Annotated in this window: 21 protein-coding genes; 9 read left to right on the top strand and 12 right to left on the bottom strand. The window is 67.8% G+C overall.

Features of this window, described 5'->3' with window-relative positions; all coding sequences use genetic code 11:
• Positions 1 to 31 precede the first annotated feature (31 nt).
• On the bottom strand, positions 32 to 1,309 hold the full coding sequence (locus AB0I14_RS11060; RefSeq protein WP_358020228.1) for a primosomal protein: 1,278 nt from the start codon (positions 1,307 to 1,309) through the stop codon (positions 32 to 34).
• Between the two features lie 126 nt (positions 1,310 to 1,435).
• On the opposite strand from AB0I14_RS11060, the gene AB0I14_RS11055 reads away from it, so the two are divergent.
• Positions 1,436 to 4,639, top strand: coding sequence for an adenylate/guanylate cyclase domain-containing protein (locus AB0I14_RS11055; RefSeq protein WP_358020225.1), 3,204 nt, complete (start codon positions 1,436 to 1,438; stop codon positions 4,637 to 4,639).
• A gap of 7 nt (positions 4,640 to 4,646) precedes the next feature.
• On the opposite strand, the gene AB0I14_RS11050 is transcribed toward AB0I14_RS11055, so the two are convergent.
• The 4 genes from AB0I14_RS11050 to AB0I14_RS11035 all read right to left on the bottom strand — a co-directional run bounded on the left by AB0I14_RS11050 (position 4,647) and on the right by AB0I14_RS11035 (position 7,616).
• Entirely contained in the window at positions 4,647 to 5,774 is a 1,128-nt protein-coding gene (locus tag AB0I14_RS11050; RefSeq protein ID WP_358020222.1) for a C40 family peptidase, read from the bottom strand.
• Positions 5,775 to 5,776: 2 nt separating this feature from the next.
• Entirely contained in the window at positions 5,777 to 6,082 is a 306-nt protein-coding gene (locus tag AB0I14_RS11045; RefSeq protein ID WP_358020219.1) for a hypothetical protein, read from the bottom strand.
• A gap of 165 nt (positions 6,083 to 6,247) precedes the next feature.
• The gene (locus tag AB0I14_RS11040; protein ID WP_358020216.1) at positions 6,248 to 6,985 is read right to left on the bottom strand and encodes an SDR family oxidoreductase; all 738 of its coding nucleotides are present in this window, start codon (positions 6,983 to 6,985) and stop codon (positions 6,248 to 6,250) included.
• A 19-nt stretch (positions 6,986 to 7,004) separates the two neighbouring features.
• Positions 7,005 to 7,616 (bottom strand): sigma-70 family RNA polymerase sigma factor, encoded by a 612-nt coding sequence (locus AB0I14_RS11035; RefSeq protein WP_358020213.1) that lies wholly within the window; start codon positions 7,614 to 7,616, stop codon positions 7,005 to 7,007.
• A 157-nt stretch (positions 7,617 to 7,773) separates the two neighbouring features.
• Here AB0I14_RS11035 and upp point away from each other — a divergent pair, with 157 nt between their 5' ends.
• On the top strand, positions 7,774 to 8,397 hold the full coding sequence (gene upp, locus AB0I14_RS11030; protein WP_358020210.1) for a uracil phosphoribosyltransferase: 624 nt from the start codon (positions 7,774 to 7,776) through the stop codon (positions 8,395 to 8,397).
• Here upp and AB0I14_RS11025 read toward each other — a convergent pair.
• From AB0I14_RS11025 to AB0I14_RS11015, 3 genes are read right to left on the bottom strand one after another with little or no spacing between them, the layout of a single operon-like run.
• Entirely contained in the window at positions 8,394 to 9,890 is a 1,497-nt protein-coding gene (locus AB0I14_RS11025) for a hypothetical protein (RefSeq protein ID WP_358020207.1), read from the bottom strand. The two genes, upp and AB0I14_RS11025, sit on opposite strands and share 4 nt — an antisense overlap.
• Before the next feature lie 11 nt (positions 9,891 to 9,901).
• Complete coding sequence (locus AB0I14_RS11020; RefSeq protein WP_358020204.1) at positions 9,902 to 11,518, bottom strand: phospho-sugar mutase; 1,617 nt, start codon at positions 11,516 to 11,518, stop codon at positions 9,902 to 9,904.
• The gene (locus AB0I14_RS11015; RefSeq protein WP_358020201.1) at positions 11,515 to 11,961 is read right to left on the bottom strand and encodes a MarR family transcriptional regulator; all 447 of its coding nucleotides are present in this window, start codon (positions 11,959 to 11,961) and stop codon (positions 11,515 to 11,517) included. Before AB0I14_RS11015 ends, AB0I14_RS11020 begins: the two co-directional genes overlap by 4 nt.
• 109 nt (positions 11,962 to 12,070) lie before the next feature.
• Between AB0I14_RS11015 and AB0I14_RS11010 the strand changes: the two genes are divergently transcribed.
• Positions 12,071 to 13,177, top strand: a complete 1,107-nt coding sequence (locus AB0I14_RS11010) for an AbrB family transcriptional regulator (RefSeq protein WP_358020198.1) — start codon at positions 12,071 to 12,073, stop codon at positions 13,175 to 13,177.
• Position 13,178: 1 nt separating this feature from the next.
• Here the strand turns inward: AB0I14_RS11010 and AB0I14_RS11005 are convergent, their stop codons facing one another.
• A complete protein-coding gene (locus tag AB0I14_RS11005) occupies positions 13,179 to 14,327 on the bottom strand; it encodes an NAD(P)/FAD-dependent oxidoreductase (protein ID WP_358020195.1) in 1,149 nt (382 codons plus the stop codon).
• A gap of 100 nt (positions 14,328 to 14,427) precedes the next feature.
• On the opposite strand from AB0I14_RS11005, the gene AB0I14_RS11000 reads away from it, so the two are divergent.
• Complete coding sequence (locus tag AB0I14_RS11000; protein WP_358020192.1) at positions 14,428 to 14,973, top strand: TetR family transcriptional regulator; 546 nt, start codon at positions 14,428 to 14,430, stop codon at positions 14,971 to 14,973.
• Here AB0I14_RS11000 and AB0I14_RS10995 read toward each other — a convergent pair.
• The gene (locus tag AB0I14_RS10995; protein WP_358020189.1) at positions 14,970 to 15,761 is read right to left on the bottom strand and encodes a purine-nucleoside phosphorylase; all 792 of its coding nucleotides are present in this window, start codon (positions 15,759 to 15,761) and stop codon (positions 14,970 to 14,972) included. The two genes, AB0I14_RS11000 and AB0I14_RS10995, sit on opposite strands and share 4 nt — an antisense overlap.
• A gap of 47 nt (positions 15,762 to 15,808) precedes the next feature.
• On the opposite strand from AB0I14_RS10995, the gene AB0I14_RS10990 reads away from it, so the two are divergent.
• Positions 15,809 to 16,993, top strand: a complete 1,185-nt coding sequence (locus AB0I14_RS10990) for a M20 family metallopeptidase (protein ID WP_358020186.1) — start codon at positions 15,809 to 15,811, stop codon at positions 16,991 to 16,993.
• Entirely contained in the window at positions 16,990 to 18,156 is a 1,167-nt protein-coding gene (locus tag AB0I14_RS10985; protein WP_358020183.1) for a M20 family metallopeptidase, read from the top strand. Before AB0I14_RS10990 ends, AB0I14_RS10985 begins: the two co-directional genes overlap by 4 nt.
• Positions 18,157 to 18,166: 10 nt before the next feature.
• On the opposite strand, the gene AB0I14_RS10980 is transcribed toward AB0I14_RS10985, so the two are convergent.
• Positions 18,167 to 18,634, bottom strand: a complete 468-nt coding sequence (locus AB0I14_RS10980) for a gamma-glutamylcyclotransferase (protein ID WP_358020181.1) — start codon at positions 18,632 to 18,634, stop codon at positions 18,167 to 18,169.
• A 41-nt stretch (positions 18,635 to 18,675) separates the two neighbouring features.
• On the opposite strand from AB0I14_RS10980, the gene AB0I14_RS10975 reads away from it, so the two are divergent.
• On the top strand, positions 18,676 to 20,091 hold the full coding sequence (locus AB0I14_RS10975) for an NAD(P)H-quinone dehydrogenase (protein ID WP_358020178.1): 1,416 nt from the start codon (positions 18,676 to 18,678) through the stop codon (positions 20,089 to 20,091).
• Positions 20,092 to 20,106: 15 nt separating this feature from the next.
• Here the strand turns inward: AB0I14_RS10975 and AB0I14_RS10970 are convergent, their stop codons facing one another.
• Positions 20,107 to 20,760: a hypothetical protein gene (locus tag AB0I14_RS10970; protein ID WP_358020175.1), complete on the bottom strand. Its 654-nt coding sequence runs from the start codon at positions 20,758 to 20,760 to the stop codon at positions 20,107 to 20,109.
• Between the two features lie 103 nt (positions 20,761 to 20,863).
• Between AB0I14_RS10970 and AB0I14_RS10965 the strand changes: the two genes are divergently transcribed.
• Complete coding sequence (locus AB0I14_RS10965) at positions 20,864 to 22,609, top strand: glycerol-3-phosphate dehydrogenase/oxidase (protein WP_358020171.1); 1,746 nt, start codon at positions 20,864 to 20,866, stop codon at positions 22,607 to 22,609.
• 53 nt (positions 22,610 to 22,662) lie between these two features.
• Positions 22,663 to 23,505 carry a pseudouridine synthase gene (locus AB0I14_RS10960; RefSeq protein WP_358020168.1) on the top strand — a complete coding sequence of 281 codons (843 nt, stop codon included), beginning with the start codon at positions 22,663 to 22,665 and terminating at the stop codon, positions 23,503 to 23,505.
• The last annotated feature ends 1 nt before the right edge of the window (position 23,506 follow it).

Raw genomic sequence — 23,506 nt, 5'->3', positions numbered from 1 at the left:
CGCTTTCGCGGCCAGAAGTCATCGGACCGGGCTACTCCGCCCGCAGGCGTGACTCCACGAAACGCTCCAACGCTTCCCACTGCTCGACGGCCTGGGCATACGGCGCGTCGGGCTTGCGGGCGCCCTCGTCGCCGAGCACATAGGTCACGAACTTGCCGAGCGCCTTGGTACCCGCGAGCGTCTCGTCGACGGTCTTGTCCTCGGAGTAGTCGCTGACGTCGCGCAGCAGCTCGACGGCCAACTCCAACTGGTCGTGGTCGACCGCGTCGGGTCCGTCGGCGATGTCGTCGGAGATGCCGGACAGGACGTAGACGTTCTCCTCGGCGACCTCGACCCGCAGGGAGCCGTCGGTGGCGGCGGTCCTGATGTCGTCGTAGGTGGCCAGGTCCGACAGATCGTGATCGTGCTCGTCGGCCAGGTAGCGGGCCAGCGCCCGCTCGGAGCTGAACACGCTGATGCGACCGTTGCGGCCGAGGAAGACCGGATCGTCGTCGAGGTAGCAGCGCAGGGTGTAGACGGTTCCCGAGCCGGTCATGATGCGCACCGGGTCGATACCGACCTTCTGCCAGAAGTCCTCGTCGTCGCCCAGGACAGCGGCGTCGGCGGCGCTGCGCGCGGGTTCGGCCGCCGCGGTGTCGTCCTCGTCGTCGCTCTCGTCGTCGTCGTCTTCAGTGTCTGCGGCGAGGTCGTCCTCGTCCTCTTCGGGGGCCGGCTCCTCGAGCTCGGCCTCGGCCTTCTTGACCGCGTCGTCGTCGATGTCTTCGGGAATGGTGACGATTTCGTCGATGGCGTCGAGCACGCCGTCCCAGCCCCGCGCGATCACGGCTTCGATCTCGGCCCAACGCTTGCGCCCGGAGCGGCCGGTGAAGCCGTCCACCCCGCCACCGACCGTGCCGAGCACCGGGTTCCCGTTGAAGAACTTGCTGATGGCCGCCAGTTCACACACCGAGCCGATCGACGAGACCACCACGAGCGTGCGGTGCACGGTCGCCACGGACTCTTCGGTCGGCTTGTCGGCGACCAGTTCCGGCAACCCGACGATGTCGTATTCACGGTCGTCGGCCGGCTGCAGCTTGTGGGCGTTGGCCGCGGCCAGTTTTTCCCACGCCGGGTGGTCGGCCAGATCGTTGTCGGTGTTGGTGCGGACGAATGCCGCGAGGTCAGCGACCGATTCGAAGGCAAACAGGGCGTCACCCTCGCCCAGGAAGGCCTCCCACTCATCGCCGGCATCCCGCCAACGCGGAGCCCACAGTGTGTAGAGGTCGCCCTTGGTCAGCCCGAGCCGAATCGGGACGATGTCAGCAGCCATGCGGCACAGCCTAATGGGGCGCCTCCGACGCCAGTCAGGTTGTCTCCCGTTCGTGGCGCAAATCGGCGACTGCGGACCGTCGCCAAATCTGAGGACACGGCTGACCAGCGGTGAAACAATATCGAGGTGGCTGAAGCCGCAGATGGTCGCGGCGCATCGACTGCCGCTGATCTCGCCTGTCGGACGTGCGGCGTGCAACTGGGCGCGACTGCCAAATTCTGTAGTCAGTGCGGCACGCCGGTCGCCGGCACTGCGCGCTCAGCGGAGTACAAGCAGGTGACGGTGCTGTTCGCCGATGTGGTGCACTCGATGGACATTGCCGCCGCGGTGGGCGCCGAACGGCTGCGCGAGATCATGACCGAGTTGGTTGCGCGCTCGGCGACTGTTGTGCAGCGTTACGGCGGCACGGTGGACAGCTTCACCGGCGACGGGATCATGGCGGTGTTCGGCGCGCCGCTTGCCCTCGAACACCATGCCGTTCACGCGTCTCTATCGGCGTTGGGAATTCAGGATGAGGCGAGACGGCTCGCGGTCGACGTGCACAAGCGTGACGGTGTGGAGTTGTTGCTTCGGGTGGGCCTGAACTCCGGTCAGGTGATTGCGGGCGAGGTTCGCTCGGGCCCGCTCGGCTACACCGCCATCGGCGAGCAGGTCGGGATGGCTCAGCGGATGGAATCGGTCGCGCCACCGGGCGGAGTGATGCTCAGCTCCTCGACGGCGCGGCTGGTCGAGGAGAATGCGGTCCTCGGTGAGCCTGAACTGGTTCGGATCAAGGGCGCCGATCAACCGGTGCCGGCGCGCCGCTTGGTCGGCATGCGCCCGGACCGGGTCGTCAGAAGGACCGAATCGACTCTCGTCGGTCGACGGCGGGAGATGAGTACGGTTGAAGCCGCATTGAACCGTGCCATCGACGGTGAGGGTGCGGTCCTCGGTCTCGTGGGGCCTCCTGGAATCGGGAAAAGCCGTCTAGTGCGCGAACTTTCGGTTATGGCCACGGTCCGTGGCGCCGACGTTTTCACGGCCTTTTGCGAATCCCACGCCAGCCAGATCCCGTTTCATGTCGTGGCCCGACTCTTGCGTGCTGCTACCGGCGTGGAAGGACATGACCCGCAGACCGCTCGCGATCGATTGCGCGAGCGGGTTTCTGGTGCGGACACCGAGGATCTGCTGCTCCTTGCCGACCTGCTCGGCATTGCCGATCGTGACACACCGTTGCCCAAGATCGACTCGGATGCGCGGCGACGCCGACTGATTGCGCTGGTGAATGCCGCTTCGATGGCGCGGGAAAGGCCTGCGCTCTTCATCGTCGAGGACATCCACTGGATCGACGAAGTCAGCGAGTCGATGTTGGCCGGGTTTCTCTCGGTGATCGCGCAGACGCCCTCCTTGGTGATCGTCACCTATCGCCCCGAATACCGCGGAGGCCTTGCGCGGGTCCCCGGGGCTCACCTTCTCGCTCTGGAGCCGTTGAGCGATACCGAGACGGCCACCCTGGTGTCGCAGTTGCTCGGTTCGGACCCCTCGGTGGCTGCTGCGGGCCAGATGGTCGTCGAGAGGTCGGCGGGCACACCATTTTTCGCCGAGGAGATGGTCCGGGAGCTGGCCGAGCGAAAGGTTCTTCGCGGAGAGGTCGGCGCCTATCAGTCCGTGGCATCGGTGACCGAGGTGACCGTGCCCGCGACGTTGCAGGCGGTCATCGGCGCGCGGATCGACCGACTTGACCCGAACGCCAAACGCACGCTGGCAGCGGCAGCCGTCATCGGCTCACGATTCGGAATCGATCTGTTGACGGGGCTCGGCGGTGAACCCGCGATCGCCGATCTGGTCGCGGCTCATCTGATCGATCCGGTGATGCTCACCAGTCAACCCGAGTACGTGTTCCACCATCCGCTCATCCGCGCGGTGGCCTACGAGTCGCAGCTCAGATCCGATCGCGCCGACATGCACCGGCGGGTGGCAAGCGCGCTCGAACAGGGTGAGCCGGACTCGATCGATGAGAACGCTGCCCTGATTGCCGAACACTCCGAGGCCGCAGGCGATCTGCAGGCTGCCTACGAGTGGCGTATGCGTGCCGCAGCGTGGGCGACGAGCCGCGAATTCAACGCGGCGCGGTGGAACTGGGAGCGAGCGCGGGTGATCGCCGACGCATTGCCGCACGCGGATCCGAACAATCCTGCAATGCGCATCGCCCCTCGTACGATGTTGTGCGCCACCGCCTATCGAGTGCGCGCGCAGGGCGCGAGTGTTCACTTCGAGGAATTGCGGCAGCTGTGCAACGACGCCGGGGACAAGCGGTCATTGGCGATCGCCATGGCCGGACTGGTGATGGATCACGCCTATCAGGGCCGGATTCGGCAGGCGACGTCGTTGGCGTCGGAAGCGATGGCGTTCATCGAGTCGATCGCCGATGACACCCTGGAGGTGGGGCTGTCCTTCCCGACGATTTACGCCAAGATCGAAGGCGGCGAGTATTCCGACGTGCTGCGGTGGTCACAGCGAACCGTCGATCTGGCCGGCGGCGATCCCTTCAAAGGCAACTTCATTTTCGGATCTCCGTTGGCGCTTGCCCTGACATCCCGGGCGACTGCCGGTTACTACCTGGGGCGCGTCGACTGGCGAAGTGACCTGCGCCGCGGCCTGGATATGGCCCGCCACGCCGACCCCCTGACCTACGCGGGAGTCGTCGCCTGGGGCTACTTCCCGGGAGTTTCGAATGGCGTTCTGTCTGTGGATGATCGGGCGCTGCGTGAAATCAACGATGCGTTGGCGATTGCCGAACGGTCCGGGAACGACATGGCAGTCGCTTTCGCCCGGTTCGCCTTAGGTGTAGCGCTGGTGCACTGCGAGGCAGAAGCGGAGCGCGAGCGCGGGCAGGATCTCTTGGCCAAGGTCAGTGACGTGCTCAAGAACCACCGGCACAACCTGGGGGACCGTCCGCTCGCCGACGTCTACCTGGCGCGGGAATGGGTGCGGCGCGGCAATCGCAACGAGGGGATCATGGCCATGCGCGCGGCCCTCGACCAGTTGGTCCACGCGGGGCAGCTGCTGGCATGGGGCATTCCGACGACGGGCGTTGTGGTCGAGGCCCTGCTTGATCGGGCGGGCGAAGGTGACCTGGTTGACGCCGCGGCGGCGATCGATCGGCTGGCGGACGAGCCGGCCAACGACAGACTGGCCACCCGAGAAGTGTTGCTACTGCGGCTCCGCGCACTGCTGGCCCGAGCGCGCGGTGATGACGCCGCCTACTGCGACTATCGGGATCGTTACCGCGTGATGGCCACCGAGCTGGACTTTGCGGGACATATCGCGCTCGCCGAGGCGATGCGGTGACAACTGCTCACACCGTCGGCCGCCAGAATCCCTGAAAACCCTGACCGGCGTTCGTCGTTCGGATGGGTGACAGTTTGACCGGATCACCCGCCTCGATCAGCGTATTCTCGCCGACGATCATCGCGACATGGCCGTCCCACACCGCCAGATCACCCGGGCGTAACGTTCCCGCCGCGACCGCCTTGCCGATGTCCTGCTCCTGGGCCAGCCGCGGAATATCCAGCCCGGCTTCGTGATAGGCCCATTGAGTCAGCCCGCTGCAATCCAACCCGACGCCTGGCGTGGTGCCGCCCCATCGGTAGGGCACCCCGAGCTGGGTCAGCGCATGCCGCACGGCGCTGGCAGCCACGGCATTGGGTGCCACCGCCGTGCTGCCGTCGGGCAAGCGGACTGCCACGCCATCACCGAACATGCCCGGGTCGCGGAGCCCGACCGGGGCTTCGGAGCGATCGGTACCCGATGCCGTCGGCAGGTCTGCGGCGCCACCCCAGCCGCCCAGCGGTGCGCCTCCCGAGAACCCTGCCCCTGAGAGCCCGGCCCCGGAGAACCCGGCCCCTGCCGGCGCGCCGACCGGAAGCCCCGAACCCGTCGGGAACCCCGTCGGGCCCGCTTGCATCCCGGCCGCCGGCGGCGAGCCGGCGACCGGGGCAGTGACCGCACCGGCCTGACGGTCCAGTTCGGCGCGTAGTTCGTCGACGACGGCCGACGCCTCGGCGATCGCGCGTCGTGCCTCGGCCTGCAGGTCCTGAGCCACTCCAGGCTCATCAAGGTGGGGAGCCAGCGTCGCGGCGCGTTCCTCGAAACGGTCGATGATCGCCTGCAGACGTGACCTCGCGTCGGCCACAGCCGAGCCTGCGCGCCGGGCAGCGGCGCTCAGTACCTGCGCCTGCGCGGCCAGGCCGGTCGCCTCGGCCGCGGTGCCCGCGGCGAAGTCGGCGGCTGCCGCTGCGGCCGTGCCCGACCATTCTCCGGCGGTGCGCTCCCACGATCGCCCGAGTGCCGCAGCGATATCCGACAGAGCGGAATGTGCCGCGTCCAGCACTGTCACGGCGGAGCCGGGTTCCACCCGGCCACTGCCCACCAGGTCTCGCATCGCGTAGAGCGGCGTGGCCAGCGCAGCGGCGGATGCGGGCACGGCTACACCCGCGGCAACAGTGCAGCCGCCTGCTGGCCGGCGGTGTGGTAGCCGGCGGCGGTAACCCCGGCGCTGACGGCGCCCGCGCTGGCTCGGTCACTCAGCGCCGCCACCGCATCGATGTGGGTGCTGACGGATGCGGTGAAGGCGGCCACGAACCGCTCGCCGACTGGACCGAGGGCGCCTCGAGGCGACGGCATCGACCGCAAGGTTGCGGCCACAGCGCTGAGCTCGGCGGCGTGTGCGTCGAAGGCGCCGCCAAGGGCGTCGATAGCCGCCATATCGGCGCGCAGGGGGTCGGCGGTCATGTGGTTAGGACGTCACCCGTCCCCGATCGGTTCCCCCAAAATCGACTCCCGCACAGACGACCGTGCTCGCGCGTCGCTATCTACTCCAGAGCTGCTCGCACGCCGGGATGACCGCCCTGCGATAGAAATCGGCGCGTCCCCGGCGTGCCGAGGCAGATCTGGCGTTCAGATGGCCGTACCACCACCGTCGGCGTGCAACGTCGAGCCGGTGATGAACGCCGCCCGCGGTGAACTCAGGAACAGCACCGCGTGGGCGATCTCCTCAGGGGTGGCCGTGCGGCCCAGCGGCAGGGCGCGGCCGAGCTCCTCGTTGGTGTCTCCCCATTGGGCCTCGACGCCTTCGGTGCGCGTCGGCCCAGGCGCCACACTGTTGACTCGCACTCCGCCAGAACCGAATTCGGCCGCCCAGGTGCGGGTCAGCGATTCGACGGCGGCCTTGGACGCACTGTAGGTCGACGCGCCGGGTACCCCTTTGGACGCGACCATCGAGGTGACGTTGACGATGCTGCCACGGCCGCGTTCGAGCATGCCGCCCACGAGCTGGGCCACCAAGAAATACGTGCCCCGCACATTGGTGTCGAAAGTCTGCTCGAAGGAGGCGACATCCTGGTCGACGGTGAGCGCACCGGGAAACGCGGCCGCGTTGTTGACCAGGATGTCGAGCCGATCGCATTGTTGAGCGAGAGATCGCACGGAGTCCAGGTCGGCGAGATCGGCGCTGACGAACCGGACATCGCCACCGAGCGTGGCTGCGGCGTCACGTCCGCGCTGTTCATCTCTGCCGGTGATGGTCACCACCGTGCCCGCCTGAGCCAGCAGGCGCGCGCAGGCAAAGCCGATGCCCGCGGTGCCTCCGGTAACCAGTGCGCGGTATCCGTTGAGTTCTGTCGATCCGGATTCCATTGTGTCCTCTCGTTGTTCGTTACGCGACGTGACGCGTGTCCCTGTCACTACTCGTCATCCAGCGTTCATCGGCGACATCGGTCAACGCGACCCGCAGGCGTTCGCGGCTCCGCGCGATGCGTGACATGACGGTTCCCATGGGGATTCCCATGCGCGCGGCGGTTTCGGCATAGGTGAAGCCCTCGATGTCGGCGTAGTACAACACCGTTCGGAACCCCTCGGGCAGCGTCAGCAACGCGTCGCGGATCCGGTCGTCGCAGAACAGGTCGAGTGCATGGTCCTCGGCAGAGCGCTCTGCAGTCCTGGAATGGGCTGCGCTGCTGAACATGTCGCTGTCGGTGAACTCTGGGACCGCGAACGTGTCGGGACGGCGCTGCTTCATCCGGTGTGTGCTGATCCACCGGTTGTGCAGGATGCGGAACAGCCAGGCCCGCAGGTTGGTGCCCGGTTCGAACCGATGGAAACCGGTGTAGGCGTTCATCAGCGTGTCCTGCACCAGGTCCTCGGCGTCGGCCTGGCTGTGTGTCAGCCGCCGCGCGGCGCGCAGCAGGACAGTCTGGAACGGCATGGCCTCGCGGACGAACCGCGTCGCCAGCGCAGCATCGGAGTCGGCGGCTACGGCTGTCGTCATGATCAGAACTCCAAAGTCGGGGGCAAGAACGAACGCCCCTTCAGCCTGATTCGCGACACCTCGCAGCGGACCCTTGAGAATCCGTGGTCTCCGTGGTCCGTGGCGTGGACACCGGATTGACCTGCACGGAGTTGGCGCCGACCGTTAAGGTCAGCGCATGGATGTGCGCGTCGTCGACCACCCCCTGGCCGCCGCGCGGCTTACCACCCTGCGGGACGAGCGGACCGACAATGCAGGGTTTCGAGCCGCGCTGCGCGATCTGACGATGATGCTGGTGTACGAGGCGACCCGTGACGCGCCCTGCGAACAGATCGCGGTGCGCACCCCGGTGACCGATACCACCGGGTCGCGGCTGGCCAATCCGCCGCTGTTGGTGCCGGTGTTGCGGGCCGGGCTCGGGATGGTGGACCAGGCGCACGCGCTGATCCCGGAGGCACAGGTCGGGTTCGTCGGGATGGCGCGCGATGAGACGACGCACCAGCCGACGCCCTACCTGGCGTCGCTGCCCGACGATCTGAGCACGCGGTCGGTGTTCGTGCTCGACCCGATGCTGGCGACGGGCGGGTCGATGGCCTACACCCTCAGGCTGTTGAAGGAGCGCAACGCCGACGACATCACCGCGGTATGTGTGGTGTGCGCGCCGCAGGGGATCGAGGCGCTGGAGAAGGTTGCCCCCGAGATCCGGTTGATCACCGCGACCATCGACGAGGGCCTCAATGAGATCGCCTACATCGTGCCGGGTCTCGGTGACGCCGGAGATCGTCAGTTCGGTCCGCGCTAGGGCGCTCTCGCCGTCAGGTACGGCCGGGACAACACCAGTGCGGCCGCGGTGGCGAGCATGAGCACATACACGGGCAGCAGGTGGATGAAGGTCGTGTACCCGATCGCGTAGTGCACGGCCAGCGCCGGCAGCGTGCCCGTCACGAACCCGATCAACATCGACCACCACACCCAGCGCTCGCCGCGGCGGAACCCCCATAGCGCGATCAACACGATCGCCAGCCCGGAACCGATCAGTGCCCCGCCGAAACCAGCCCGGTCATGGGCGATGAAACCGAGCAGTTGCGGGTCGGCGGCCCGCAAGGTCGCGCCGTGGGTGTGCAGGTAGCCCAGATCGGTGGTGACGAACACGTCGGTCAGCCCCACGAACGAGATGGTGGCCCCGGCGACGGCGAGCCCGGCACCGAGGCCGATGAACAGCAGCTGGCCCCACAACGCGCGCCTGCGCAGCGACTCCGGACCGTCGGGCAGCGAACGCCATCGGGGCGGGTCGGGCTTGTTCCACACCGCAGCCAGCAGCATCGGAAACAGGGTCACGACCACGAGCGTGTGCAGGGGATCGACGAAACCTGTTCCGACGAAGTAGAACAGCGTGAGAAATGCGACGAGTCCGGAGATCAGCAGGGCGGTGCGGGCCCATCCCAGTCCGCGCCTGATACCGCCCCAGGACAATCCGGCATAGAGCGCGCCGAGGCCGATCATGTTGCCCGCCATGCTGATCCGGTCATGTTGAATGAAATGGACCAGGTTGTCGTTGATCTGGCGCAGGTCGTCCACCCCCAGGCCGAGGTCGGAACGGTCATAGCTCAGCAACACTGGACCGAGGGTGATGGCTCCGGCACCGATGCCGGCGACGATCAAGCCGAGTCCGGCCAGTACACCCCACAGCCAGCCCGGCCAGCGAAACGGGTTGAGCCCGGCGTCGGCCAGGCTGGGCGGCGGCGTCGAGGTCTGCGAGGCCGCCTCGATCACGCGGTTGAACCAGCCCGGCCCGGTTGCCAGCAGCACCGTCGGCCGGGCCAGCACGACGCGGTCCGGATTCTGCAGCGCCGCAACGGCGGCGGCGACGTCCGGGTCGGTCAGGTAGCGATCCTCGCTCGCGCCGCCGACGACCACCTCGTCGACGTCAGGGGCGAGCAGGTCGGCGACCTCTGCGGAATCCACCCGCGCGACAACGTGGCAGCGCCGACCGGCGGCGGCCCGGCGAACGGTTTCGACATCGGCGGCGCTCACCGGCGCGATCTCGATGATGCTGGCGCCTTGGACCGGCAACACCAGCACGGCGTCGCGAGCCACCGACGGCGGGACCACCGCGCCGAAGCGGCCCACCCACTCAGTCGGGATGGGTGGGTGATCGAAAACCCGTGGGATCCAGCGGTACCCGCCTGCCTCGACCAGCGTGGCCAGAAACCGCAGCGCCCAGCGCTGGGTGCGATGTTCCCCGATGACCGCGGACGCGATGGGGCGAAGCGGTTGGTAGGTCCAGTCCGGCATTACGTTTCCGGTTACCAGCGCGCAGCGGCGTCGGCGAGGTCCTGGCTCAGCTTCTGGGCGTGGGCCCGTGCCGTATTCAGATCGTCGGTCGGCGCACAACGAACCTCGGTGTAGGACTTGAGTTTCGGTTCGGTTCCTGACGGGCGCACCACCACCCGGACGGAGGTACCGGCCTCGTCGCCGGTGAAGATCAGCGCATCGGTGCGTTGTCGCCCCGGCCGCTCCAGCAGATCCTCGACGGTGACGGTGATACCGCCCAGTTCTGTCGGTGGGGCCTCGCGTAGCCGGGTCATGGCGGCGCCGGCGTCGTCGACGTGGCGGGTGACCGCTCCCGTCACATGAACGCCATGCACCTTGGCCAGGGCATCGAGGGCATCGAGCATCGTGCGGCCCTGATCGCGCAGCGCAGCTGTCAGATCGGCGGCCAGGATCGCGGCGGTGATCCCGTCCTTGTCGCGTACCGAGGCCGGGTCGACACAGTGCCCGATCGCCTCTTCGTAGGCGTAGACCAGCGTGTTGCCGGGGGACTGGGCGCGGGCCAACCACTTGAATCCGGTGAGGGTTTCAGCGTGCTGGGCCCCGTGCGCCGCCGCGATGGCGGCCAGCATCCGCGAGGACACCACGGTGCTGGCGACCAGGGCGGCTTCGCTGACGGGGCCGGGTTCGAGCTGAGACAGGATGTAATCACCCAGCAGCCAGCCGGTTTCGTCGCCGGTGAGCATGCGCCAACCATCCGGGCCGGGCACCCCGACGGCGCACCGGTCGGCATCGGGGTCCAAGGCGATCGCGATCTCGGCGTCGACGTCGTCGGCCAGGGCCAGCAGCGCGTCGACGGCACCCGGCTCCTCGGGATTGGGGAAGCTGACCGTGGGGAAGTCCGGGTCAGGGTTGAACTGTTCCTCGACCACGTGCACGTCGTCGAATCCGGCCAGGGCCAGGGCATCAAGGGCGTATTCGCCGCCGACCCCGTGCAGCGGGGTCAGCGCCACGCGCACCGAACCGGTGCTGCGGCGGACCCGGGCGGCCCGCTCCAGGTACCCGTAAACCTGGTGGCGTCCGCCGGTTTCCACTGCGGCCCTGTGGATCTCGTCGGCATGCGGCGCCCGGTCCACCGCGGCCTCGATCTCCCGGTCGGCGGGGGAGATGATCTGCATGCCACCGTCGAGAAACACCTTGTAGCCGTTGTCCGTCGGCGGATTGTGCGACGCGGTGATCTGGATGCCGGCAACGGCAGGCAGGTGCCGAACGGTATAGGCAACCATCGGGGTCGGGACCGAGGCCATCATGAGAATGACCTGGAAGCCCTCGGCGGCAAGGACTTCGGCGGCCGCCAGGGCGAACTCGTCTGAGCGGTGCCGCGCATCTCGGCCCACCACCACGTGTGACCCTCCCAGGCCTCTGTCCTTGAGGACCTGGGCCAGCGCCCAGGTAGTGCGGACGACGACGGCCAGATTCATCGCATCGGGGCCACCCCGCAACGGTCCGCGTAGGCCGGCAGTGCCGAAGGCCAGCGGATTGCTGAACCGGCGGTCGAGCTCGTCGGGACTGCAGGCCGACAATTCGGCCGCGGTCTGCGGGTCGGGGTCATGCGCGATCCATTCGGCGGCGGCGGTCGCGATGGTGGTCATGACCCAAGTGTGCCCGCCGCGGCGTCGGAGTACGCCAGCTTGCGCAGGACCGGTGCCACCAGCATCAGCAGATCGAACTCCAGATCGGTGAGGTTCTCCCGCATCGTGGCGTGCAGCCAGGCGTCGCGTTCGGCCCGGTCGGCCTGCAGCAACGCCGTGCCTTGTGCGGTGATCTCGATGAGCTGACGGCGCCGGTCGTGGTCGTCGGGACGCCGGGCGATCAGCCCGCGGCGGAGCAGTTCGTTGATGCTGTCGGTCAGCGACTGGGCACGCACATGCAGCCGCGCGCCCATCTCGGCCGGGGTTGTCGTCCCGCTGCGGCTGGCCTCGCCCAACAGTTCCAGCTGGCTCAACGTCAGGCCGTGATCTGGACGGTGGCGCCGCATCTGGCGGGTCACCGCCATCATCGACTCCCGTAGTTCCGTCGCCGATGTTGCTGCCATGAATAAGTTATACCTTGGTATCTGCTGCGGTCAGCGCATTTGGTACGCATCAGAACGTGAATAGTGCGAAGGGATACCTTATGATCTCAGTGGGAGGTGGCAGACGCGGATGACTCGGACGCTGCGGTGGGGTCTGCTCGTCGTCGCGACTGCCGCCGTCACGGTTCCGCTCACTCTCATCGGCGTCCCCTCGGCGGCGCTGTTCGCCGGTCTCGCGGTCGGCGTCGCGCTGGCGCTGGTCTCACTGGCCCCCGAACGGATGCCGCGCTCGGCTGGGGTGATCGCCCAAGGCGTGCTCGGTGTCTACATCGGCACGATGGTCCATCAGGATGCCGTCAGTGCGCTCGGATCGGACTGGGTGATCGTGCTGGTGATCACCGTGGCCACGCTGCTGCTCAGCATCCTTGCCGGCGGGTTACTCGGGCTGCACCGCGACGTCAGCCCGCTGACCGGGTCGCTTGCGCTGGTCGCCGGCGGCGCGTCGGGGCTGGTGGCGATCGCGCGTGAACTCGGCGGCGACGATCGCGTCGTCTCCGTCGTTCAATACCTGCGGGTCGCCCTCGTCACCGCGACTATTCCGCTCGTGGTGACCCTGGTCTTCCATGCCGATCGGTCACATCCGGCGTCAGTTCAGGGCGAATCTGCCTCGGGGCCTTGGTATCTCAGCCTGGCAATGCTGGCTGTGATCGTCGCGGTCGGGGGCGTCGGCGGGCGATGGGCCAGGTTGCCGGGCGCCGGACTACTGGGCCCGCTGGCTCTGACGGTGACATTGCAGCTCACCGGCGTGTCCTTCGGGCTGACTGTCCCGATGGTGCTGGTGCAGGCCGCCTACATGGTGATCGGCTGGCAGGCGGGTATCGCCTTCACCCGCGACTCGCTACGGGCGATCGGCCGGATACTCCCGCTGGCACTGACCTTGATCGTGGTGCTCGGCGCGGCAACCGCCGGACTCGGGGTGGTGTTGGCCAACGTCACCGGGATGACGCAACTGGAGGGCTACCTGGCGACCAGTCCGGGCGGCGTCTATGCGGTGCTGGCCACTGCGGTGGAAACCGGCTCGAATGTCACGTTCATCATTGCCGCTCAGGTGCTGAGGGTGCTGCTGATGTTGTTCGCCGCGCCGCTCATGGCGCGCGTGATGGCGCGGCTGGGCAGGCGGCGTTCCCAGCGTGAAGGCAAGCCGACCGAACGACCGGTGGCCGCCGTCCGGCGATAGCTCAGCGTCGGTTCAGGCCGGACAGCCGCCAGGCCAGCGCCCGGCGGACGGCGGGCAGCTTGCCGGCCAGCCGCATGACGCGGTTGCGGATCGGGCGGCGGCGAGCGGACGCGGTGGCGAGTTCGGTGAGCCGGCTGGTCATCGAGACGACACCGCGTGCGGTGTGGCGGCGGGTGGTGGCGTACTCGTCGAGAAGCGCCTCGTCGGCCCCGGCGTCCAGCACCTGCGAGAGGTGCTCGCCCAGGACGACGGCATCCTCGATGCCGAGGTTCATGCCCTGCCCACCGGCGGGAGAGTGCACGTGTGCGGCGTCGCCCGCGAGCAGGATGCGGTTGTCGCGGAACGTGTCCGCCACCCGGTGGTGCACGCGGAACCGGGAACCCCAGACCACCTCTTCGACCACGGCTGGCGTCGCCACCGGACCGCGTTCGTTCAACAGTGACTGCACAAACGCGATGTCAGGATGCTGCGGGGCTTCGTCCACCGTGGCGACGATGCGGTACATGCTGTCGGGCAGCGGCGCGACAACGACCAGCCCGGCCGGCGAGAAGTACAGGATGACTTCGTCGGCGGGCACACCGCCGGACAGGCGGACATCGGCCAGGGCAAACGATTCGCCGTAGGTGCCCCCGCTGAACGCGATACCGGCCTGATCGCGGACCGTGCTGTGCATGCCGTCCGCGCCGACCAGGTAACGGGCCCGGATCTGCTGACCATCGGCGAACGTGGCGATCGCGTGGTCCGTGTCCTGCCGGATCTCCGTCACGGTGGCCGGGCGGAGGACTTTCCCGCCCAGCTCCTCCAGCCGGTTGAGCAGGAAGGTCTCGGTGTCGGCCTGCGAGATCATCAGTGTGTACGGGAAGGCGGTCGGCAGCTCGCTGAACGGCACCGCGACGAGGAGATCATCGCGATCCCGGATGGTGAATGACGGGGTGTGTACACCCCGGGCGACGAGTTCGTCGACCACGCCATAGGGCTCCAGCAGTTCCAGGGTGTGGGGATGGACGACAGCGGCCCGTGACGTGTTGGCGCCCTCGGCCTGAGCATCCACGACGGTCACGTCGTGGCCGTGCTGGATCAACACGATGGCCGCCGTCAGTCCGACGGGCCCGGCTCCGACGATCAGGACGTCTGTAGTGGTGTTTTGCATCTTCGACTCCTTGGTCAACAACCGTTGGTCAACATCTGTTGACTTCAACGTAGGAGCCTTCCGACACGATGTCAACAGCTGTTGGCCTACAATTGTTGACATGCGACGACCGGCAGCCGAGACAAAGTCCGCCATCCTCGCCGCGGCGCGGGAGCGATTCGCCGCAGACGGGTACGAGCGCGCGACCATCCGGGCGATTGCGGCCGATGCCGGGATCGACCCTGCGATGGTGATGCGCTACTACGGCAACAAGGAACGGCTGTTCGCCGCCGCTGCCGAATTCGATTTGGAACTACCGGATCTCAACCGGGTTCCGCGTGAGGGGATCGGTGCCGCGCTGGCCGCGCACTTCCTCGAACGCTGGGAACGCGATGAGGCACTGCTGATCCTGCTGCGCGCCGGGGTGACCAACGAGGCCGTCGCCGAGCGGATGCGCACGATCTTCGCGGCGCAACTCGCTCCGGTCATCGCCGAGACGACGGGCAACGCTGCCGACACTCCGGTGCGGGCCAGCCTCGCGGCGTCGCAGGTGCTCGGGATGGCGTTGTGCCGCTACGTGCTGGAGTTCCCGCCGTTGGTAACCATGGGCCGCCAGGAGGTCGTCGACTGGATCGGCCCCACGCTGCAGCGGTATCTGGTCGGCTAGATCCGATCGATCACCGAGCGCAGCAGGGAACCCATCCGGGTTGCGGACTGGCGTCCGGCCTCGAGCACCTCGGCGTGGCTGAGCGGTTCGCCCGTCATCCCGGCGGCCAGGTTGGTCACCATCGAGATGGTCAGTACCTGCAGGCCGGCGGCCCGAGCGGCGATCGTCTCATGCACCGTCGACATGCCGACCAGGTCGGCCCCGAGGGTGCGCAGCATCCGGATCTCAGCCGGGGTCTCGTAATGCGGGCCGGGCAGCCCGGCGTAGACGCCCTCGGCCAGGGAGGGCTCGATCTCCCGCGCCAATGCCCGCAACGTGGGGGAGTAGGCGTCGACCAGATCGACGAACTGCGCGCCGACCAGGGGAGAACGTGCCGTGAGGTTGAGGTGGTCGCTGATCAGCACCGGCTGGCCCACCTGGTACTCGGCACGAAGCCCGCCGGCGGCGTTGGTCAGCACCACGGTCGACACGCCCGTGGCCGCCGCGGTCCGGACCGGATGCACCACATGCTGCAGGTCGTGGCCCTCATAGGCATGGATGCGCCCGGCCAGCACCAGCACCCGGTGGTCCCCGATGCGCACCGAGTGCACCTGGCCGCCGTGCCCGGCCGCACTCGGCGGGGTGAAGCCGGGGAGATCGGCCATCGGCACAGTGGCCACCGGCTCGCCCAGCTCGGCCACCGCGGGTGCCCAACCCGAGCCGAGCACGACCGCGACATCGTGGCGTTCGACGCCCGTCCGCTCGGCGATGGTGGCGGCTGCCTGGCTGGATGCCTGGGGATCGGTCACGATAGGCGAGCTTAACCGCCGGAAACCGGCAGTGAGATACTGCGAGGATGCCCTCCGCCACCGCCTCGCTGAGCGTCGAGGATGCCATCAACCGGCGTCGTGGCGATCTGGTCGAACTCTCCCACTCGATACACGCCGAGCCGGAGTTGGCCTTCGCCGAGCACCGCAGCTGCGCCAAGACGCAGGCGCTGGTGGCCGAGTACGGATTCGAGATCACCGCCGCTGCCGGAGGACTGGACACCGCGTTCCGGGCCTCCTACGGCAGCGGCCCGCTGGTGGTCGGGATCTGCGCGGAGTACGACGCGCTGCCCGAGATCGGGCATGCCTGCGGACACAACATCATCGCGGCCTCGGCGGTCGGTACCGCGCTGGCCCTGGCCGACGTCGCCGACGAACTGGGCCTGACCGTTGTGCTCGTCGGCACCCCGGCCGAGGAACTCGGTGGCGGAAAAGTCTTGCTGCTCAACGCCGGTGTGTTCGACGACATCGCCGCGACGGTCATGCTGCATCCCGGACCCGTGGACATCGCCGCCGCGCGCTCGCTGGCGCTGTCCGAGGTGACGGTGAACTACACCGGCCGGGAATCGCACGCAGCCGTGGCGCCCTATCTGGGCGTCAACGCCGGCGACGCGGTCACCGTCGCGCAGGTCGCCATCGGCCTGCTGCGCCAGCAGCTCATGCCGGGACAGATGGTGCACGGCATCGTCACCCACGGCGGGCAGGCCACCAACGTCATCCCCGGCCGCGCCGAGATGCGATACACCATGCGCGCGACCGACATGTCGGCGCTGCGCGAGCTCGAGGACCGGATGGCCGGCTGCTTTTCGGCCGGAGCACTGGCGACGGGCTGTGAGCACCGGGTGACCGAGATCGCCCCGCCTTACGCCGAATTGGTGCCCGATCCGTGGCTCTCGGAGACCATCCGCGCCGAGATGCTGCGCTTGGGCCGTAACCCGTTGCCGGAGAACGTGGAGGCAAGTGTGCCACTGGGCAGTACCGATATGGGCAACATCAGTCAGGTGATGCCCGGCATCCATCCGGTGATCGGCATCGACTCTGGTGGCGCGGCGATCCATCAGCCGGCTTTCACCGCTGCAGCGGCGGGTCCGAGCGCCGACAAGGCTGTCCTTGAAGGCGCGATCATGTTGGCCCGCAGCGTCGTTCAGCTGGCTGAGACGCCTGCGCAGCGGGACCGCGTGTTGGCGGCGCTGCAGAGGAGGCGGGCTTCATGAGTGTGCTGCAGCATGCCGCTGCCCGCTGGTTGTCGCTCAACTACGACGAGATGGTGTCGTGGCGTCGTCACCTGCATGCCCACCCGGAACTGGGCCGTCAGGAGTTCGCCACCACCGAGTTCGTGGCCCGTCATCTGGCCGAGGCCGGGTTGAATCCCAAAGTGTTGCCCGGTGGCACCGGATTGACGTGTGACTTCGGGCCGGAGGACCGTCCGCGGATCGCGCTGCGCGCTGACATGGACGGCTTGCCGATGGCGGACCGGACCGGCGCGTCCTATGCGTCCACGGTGCCCAATGTCGCGCACGCCTGCGGACACGATGCCCACACCGCCGTACTGCTCGGCACGGCGATGGCTCTGGCGTCGGTGCCGGAGTTGCCGGTCGGGGTCCGGTTGCTGTTCCAGGCGGCCGAGGAACTGATGCCGGGCGGCGCGATCGACGCGATCAATGCGGGCGTGCTGAGCGGGGTGAGCCGGATCTTCGCGCTGCACTGCGATCCCCGGCTGGTCGTGGGCCAGGTGGCCACCAAGCCCGGACCGATCACCTCGGCGGCTGATTCCATCGAGATCACCCTGCATTCGCCGGGCGGGCACACCTCCCGGCCGCACCTGACCGGTGACCTGGTCTACGGGCTCGGGACCCTGATCACCGGCTTGCCCGGCGTGCTGTCCCGTCGTATCGATCCCCGTCACGACACCGTGATGGTGTGGGGCGCAGTCAATGCCGGCGTGGCCGCCAACGCCATCCCGCAGATCGGCACCCTGGCCGGGACGATCCGCACCGCAAGTCGCGATACCTGGCTGACGCTGGAATCGATTGTGGAAGAGACGGTTACCGCGCTGCTCGCGCCGCTCAACATCTCGCACAGCCTCAACTACCGGCGGGGCGTGCCCCCGGTGGTCAACGAAGAGGTGTCCACCCGCATCCTCACCCACGCCATCGAGGCCATCGGCCCCGACGTACTCGCCGACACTCACCAGTCCGGCGGCGGCGAGGACTTCTCCTGGTATCTCGAGGATGTGCCCGGCGCGATGGGCCGACTCGGTGTGTGGAGTGGACAAGGGCCACAACTTGATCTGCATCAGCCCACGTTCGACATCGACGAGCGTGCGTTGGGTGTCGGCGTGCGCACGATGGTCAACATCGTCGAGGCTTCCGCCTAGCCTCCCAAGACTAGGGGCCGATGTTGCGCGCTGGGCGGGTGCGCAGATCGTGCACGTAAGCACCGGGTGCCCCCGCGATCTCCGCGGCGTCGGCCATCACCCCGAGATAGCGGGCCGAGGGCAGGCCGCCCTCCCAGGCGTCGACCACATACAGCCAGGCCAGCACCGGGTCTTTGTTGGTGTCCGACGACAACCGGTCCACCCGGCAGCGGATCTTCTTGTGGAACCCGAGCTCGGAACCTTCCCAATGGTCCAGGCTCTGTTCATCGGCTGACGTCACGTCGTAGAGCACGACGAAAACCTTCGACAGCGGGTCCTCGACGACGGTCGCCAGCGCGCCCTCCCAGCCGATGTCCTCACCGCCGAACGTCAACCGCCAGCCGTGCAGCCACCCGGTTCCGGCCATCGGCGAGTGCGGAGCCCGCTCGAGCATTTGCTCCGGATGCATATTGGACCCGTAGGCGGCGTACAGCGGCACGGTAAGACAGCTTAGTGCGCAAAGTTGGTTAGGTTAGTGCGGTGGCAACCCGCATCGTGATCATCGGCGGCGGCCCCGCCGGATATGAGGCGGCCTTGGTCGCCGCAGCCCGTGGCCCTGAGGTCGCTCATGTGACCATCATCGACTGCGACGGCATCGGCGGCGCGTGCGTGCTGTGGGATTGTGTGCCGTCCAAGACCTTCATCGCCTCCACCGGCGTGCGCACCGAGCTGCGGCGTGCGCCCAACCTGGGATATTCGCTGGATTTCGAGCAGTCGAAGATCTCGTTGCCGCAGATCAATGAGCGGGTGAAGACCCTGGCCACGGCGCAGTCCGGCGACATCGCCGAGCGGCTGCGCAACGAAGGCATCGAGCTGATCGCGGGCCGCGGCGAGCTGATCGACGATGTCCCGGGCATGGCCCAGCACCGCGTCAAGGTCACCGGCCCGGACGGCGCGGTCAGCCAGCTGACCGCCGATGTGGTGCTGATCGCCACCGGTGCCAGCCCGCGGGTGCTGCCCAACGCCGCGCCCGACGGGGAACGCATCCTCAACTGGCGGCAGCTCTACGACCTCGAAGCACTGCCCGAGCATCTCGTGGTGGTGGGGTCGGGTGTCACCGGCGCCGAGTTCGTCAACGCCTACACCGAACTCGGGGTGACCGTGACGGTCGTGGCCAGCCGCGACCAGATCCTGCCGCACGAGGACTCCGACGCCGCCGCCGTGCTGGAGGAGGTGTTCTCCGAACGCGGTGTCACCCTGGTCAAGAACGCCCGCGCCGAGTCGGTGACCCGCACCGAGCACGGGGTGCGTGTCGCCATGGCCGACGGGCGCACTGTCGAAGGCAGCCATGCGCTGATGACGGTCGGCTCGGTCCCCAACACCGGTGGCCTGGGCCTGGACCGCGTCGGCATCGAACTCGGGCCGGGCAACTATCTCAACGTCGACCGGGTGTCGCGAACTTCGGTACCGGGCATTTACGCGGCGGGCGACTGCACCGGATTGCTGCCGTTGGCCTCGGTGGCGGCCATGCAGGGCCGCATCGCGATGTATCACGCCCTGGGTGAGGCCGTGGCTCCGATCCGGCTGCGAACGGTCGCCGCGGCGGTGTTCACCCGTCCCGAGATCGCCGCGGTCGGGGTGCCCCAGGCCGCGATCGACGACGGCTCCGTGCCGGCCCGCACCCTGACCCTGCCGCTCAGCACGAATGCCCGGGCCAAGATGTCCAGCCTGCGCCGCGGCTTCGTGAAGATCTTCTGCCGCCCGGCGACCGGGGTGGTGATCGGCGGGGTGGTGGTCGCGCCGATCGCCTCTGAGCTGATCCTGCCGATCGCCCTGGCCGTGCAGAACGGCATCCCGGTCGATGAGCTGGCCCAGACGTTTTCGGTGTACCCGTCGCTGTCCGGATCGATCACCGAGGCCGCGCGCCAGTTGATGAAGCACGACGACCTGGACTAGATGCCGGTGCCGAAGTCACACCTTGCGGCGTCGTCGCGATATCGCCGTGATGATGATCGTCACGATCCCGAGGACGCTCAAGAAGCCGCCGCCCAAGATGGCGAAAATACCGCCGATGAGCGAACTGGGCTTGGCGTTACCGCCCACCCCGAACTCGTCTGACGGCGCACCCTCACACGTGACGGCGTAGTCGGACGACTGTTGTGCGGTCACGGTGAACACGGCCTGCCACTCGTTGATCGTGAGATTGCCGTCGTAGTTGTCGATCTTCGCTTTATCGTCAGAACCGCGTTGATTGCCGACGTTGCACCGCACCTTGTGGTGTTCACCGGGATTGGCGACGAAGATCACCTTGGTCTCACCGGCGTCGAAGTGCACCGTCGTCATCTCGCGGTTCCCGAAGGTGTTTTCGGCATCCGGCGTGGCGTCGGCAAGCCCGCCGATCCCCACGCCCCCGAGCACAGCGACCGCCAACCCGGCGATGAGCAGTGCCGCGCCGACGCCGTACCAACGCTTCCTTGGCGGCGCCTTCGGTTGCGGGTAACCGGGAAAATATCCTGTCGGTGCGACGCCGCCGGGCGGGTACTGCTGGCCGGGGAATTGCTGGCCGGGGAACTGCTGCGGCCCAGGAAATGGCTGGCCCGGCAAGCCCGGGGGTTGAGTCGACACGACAGGGAACCTACCGCTCACAGTGAGCGCAGTGGATGACTTGGGCTGGCCGAGGACGGGCAGAATCGGGCGGATCCCACGCCACCCACGTAGCCTGGGGATCGTGACTGACCCGATCTCAGCACCGGGCGACGGGCAAACCCTCCTCGGACCGCAGCACAGGGCGCAAGCCTGGCAACGACTCGGCAGTGAACAATTCGACGTAGTAGTCATCGGCGGCGGTGTAGTTGGAGCCGGCGCGGCGTTGGATGCCGCGACCCGTGGACTCACGGTGGCGCTCGTCGAGGCGCGCGATTTCGCTTCCGGCACATCCAGTCGCAGCTCCAAGATGTTCCACGGCGGGCTGCGGTATCTGGAGCAGCTGGAATTCGGACTTGTACGCGAGGCGCTGTACGAGCGGGAACTGAGCCTGACCACGCTGGCACCGCATCTGGTCAAACCGTTGCCGTTCCTGTTCCCGTTGACCAACCGTTGGTGGGAACGGCCATACATGGCGGCGGGGATCTTCCTCTACGACCAGCTCGGCGGAGCGAAATCAGTTCCTGCACAAAAGCATCTGACGAAAGCCGGCGCGCTGAGGTTGGCTCCCGGGCTCAAGCGCAGCTCGCTGATCGGTGGTATCCGCTACTACGACACCGTGGTTGACGACGCCCGGCACACGATGACCGTGGCGCGCACCGCGGCCCACTACGGCGCGGTGGTGCGGACTTCGACGCAGGTGGTGGCACTCCTGCGCGAAGGTGACCGGGTGACCGGCGTGCAGGTGCGGGATTCCGAGGACGGGGCCACCACCGAGGTGCGGGGCCATGTCGTGGTCAACGCCACCGGGGTGTGGACCGACGAGATTCAGGCACTGTCCAAGGAGCGCGGCCGGTTCCGGGTGCGTGCGTCCAAGGGCGTGCACATCGTGGTGCCGCGGGACCGGATCGTCAGCGAGGTGGCGATCATCCTGCGCACCGAGAAGTCGGTGCTGTTCGTGATTCCGTGGGGTACGCACTGGATCATCGGGACCACCGACACGGACTGGAATCTCGATCTTGCGCATCCCGCCGCGACCAAGGCCGACATCGATTACATCCTCGGACACGTCAACACCGTGCTGGCGACCCCGTTGACCCACGACGACATCGACGGGGTCTACGCCGGGTTGCGTCCGCTGCTGGCCGGCGAGAGTGAAGAGACCTCCAAGCTGTCGCGGGAGCATGCCGTTGCGGTGCCTTCTCCGGGGCTCGTGGCGATCGCCGGCGGGAAGTACACCACCTACCGGGTGATGGCGGCCGACGCGATCGACGCTGCCGCAGAGTTCATTCCGGCCCGGGTGGCGCCGTCGATCACCGAGAAGGTCCCGCTGATGGGTGCCGACGGGTACTTCGCGTTGATCAATCAGACCGAATACGTCGGCAAGCAATACGGGCTGCACCCGTACCGCGTCCGGCACCTGCTGGACCGCTACGGGTCGCTGATCGGTGAGGTGCTCAAGATGGCCGAGGGCCGGCCAGAACTGCTGGCCCCGATCAGCGATGCGCCGGTGTATCTGAAGGTCGAGGCCTACTACGCCGCCGCGGCTGAAGGCGCACTTCACCTGGAAGATATCTTGGCCCGCCGGATGCGGGTCGCGATCGAGTATCCGCACCGAGGAGTCGATTGCGCCCGCGAGGTCGCGGAAGTGGTTGCGCCCGTGCTGGGGTGGACGGCCGAGGACATCGATCGTGAAGTCGCCACGTACATCGCCAGGGTGGAGGCTGAGGTGCTGTCGCAGACCCAGCCCGACGACGAGTCCGCCGATGCCCTGCGCCAGGCCGCGCCCGAGGCCCGCGCCGAGATCCTCGAGCCCGTGCCGCTCAATTGAGAAAGGCCGGGTCCCAACGCTCTTCGCGCAGGCGCTCATCGCCGCCGCTGCCGGTGCGTGACGGACTTGGCCCGGCGCGGCTGCGGCTGTTGGGCGGCAACGTCCACGACGAGCTGCAGGAGCGGTTCGGCATCGGCGCGAAAGTGGTTGCCGGAGAGGTGGTTCTGCCCGACGGCACAGCCGTCGATGTGGCAACCGTGCTGCCCGCAGGTGCGCACGTCTACTTCTACCGCGACCTGGCCGACGAGGTGGCAGTGCCGTTCGACATCCCGGTGCTGTACCGCGATGACGACATCCTCGTGGTCGACAAGCCGCACTTTCTGGCCACCATGCCCCGCGGAGGCCACGTCGCGCAGACCGCGTTGGTGCGGCTGAGGCGTGAACTGGACCTGCCGGACCTGAGTCCCGCGCACCGGCTGGACCGGCTGACCGCGGGTGTGCTGTTGCTGACCGTGCGTCGCGAGGTCCGCGGCCGTTATCAGCGGATGTTCGCCGAGGGCGGGACGCGCAAGACGTATCTGGCCCGCGCGGCCGGCGCAGCTATGGTGTCGTTGCCCGTCACACTGCGTAGTCGGATCATCAAGCACCGCGGGCAGTTACAGGCCTTCGAGGAACCCGGTGAGCCCAATGCCGAGACATATGTCGAGGATATGGGACGGGGGCTCTACCGACTGTCGCCTCGCACCGGGCGGACCCATCAACTACGGGTGCACATGGCCTCCATCGGGCTGCCGATCATCGGTGATTCCCTGTATCCCAACGTGATCGAGGTAGCTCCCGATGATTTCGACCATCCGCTGCAGCTGTTGGCGCAGCGCCTGGAGTTCACCGACCCGATCACCGGCGAGGACCGCGAATTCGTGAGTGCCCGGAGATTGGGCGGAAGCCTTGCGTGAC

This window comes from Mycobacterium sp. NPDC050441, assembly GCF_040655355.1.
Classification (GTDB): domain Bacteria; phylum Actinomycetota; class Actinomycetes; order Mycobacteriales; family Mycobacteriaceae; genus Mycobacterium.
Note: the sequence above shows the minus strand (reverse complement) of the source record. Positions and strands in the feature narration are given on the sequence as shown.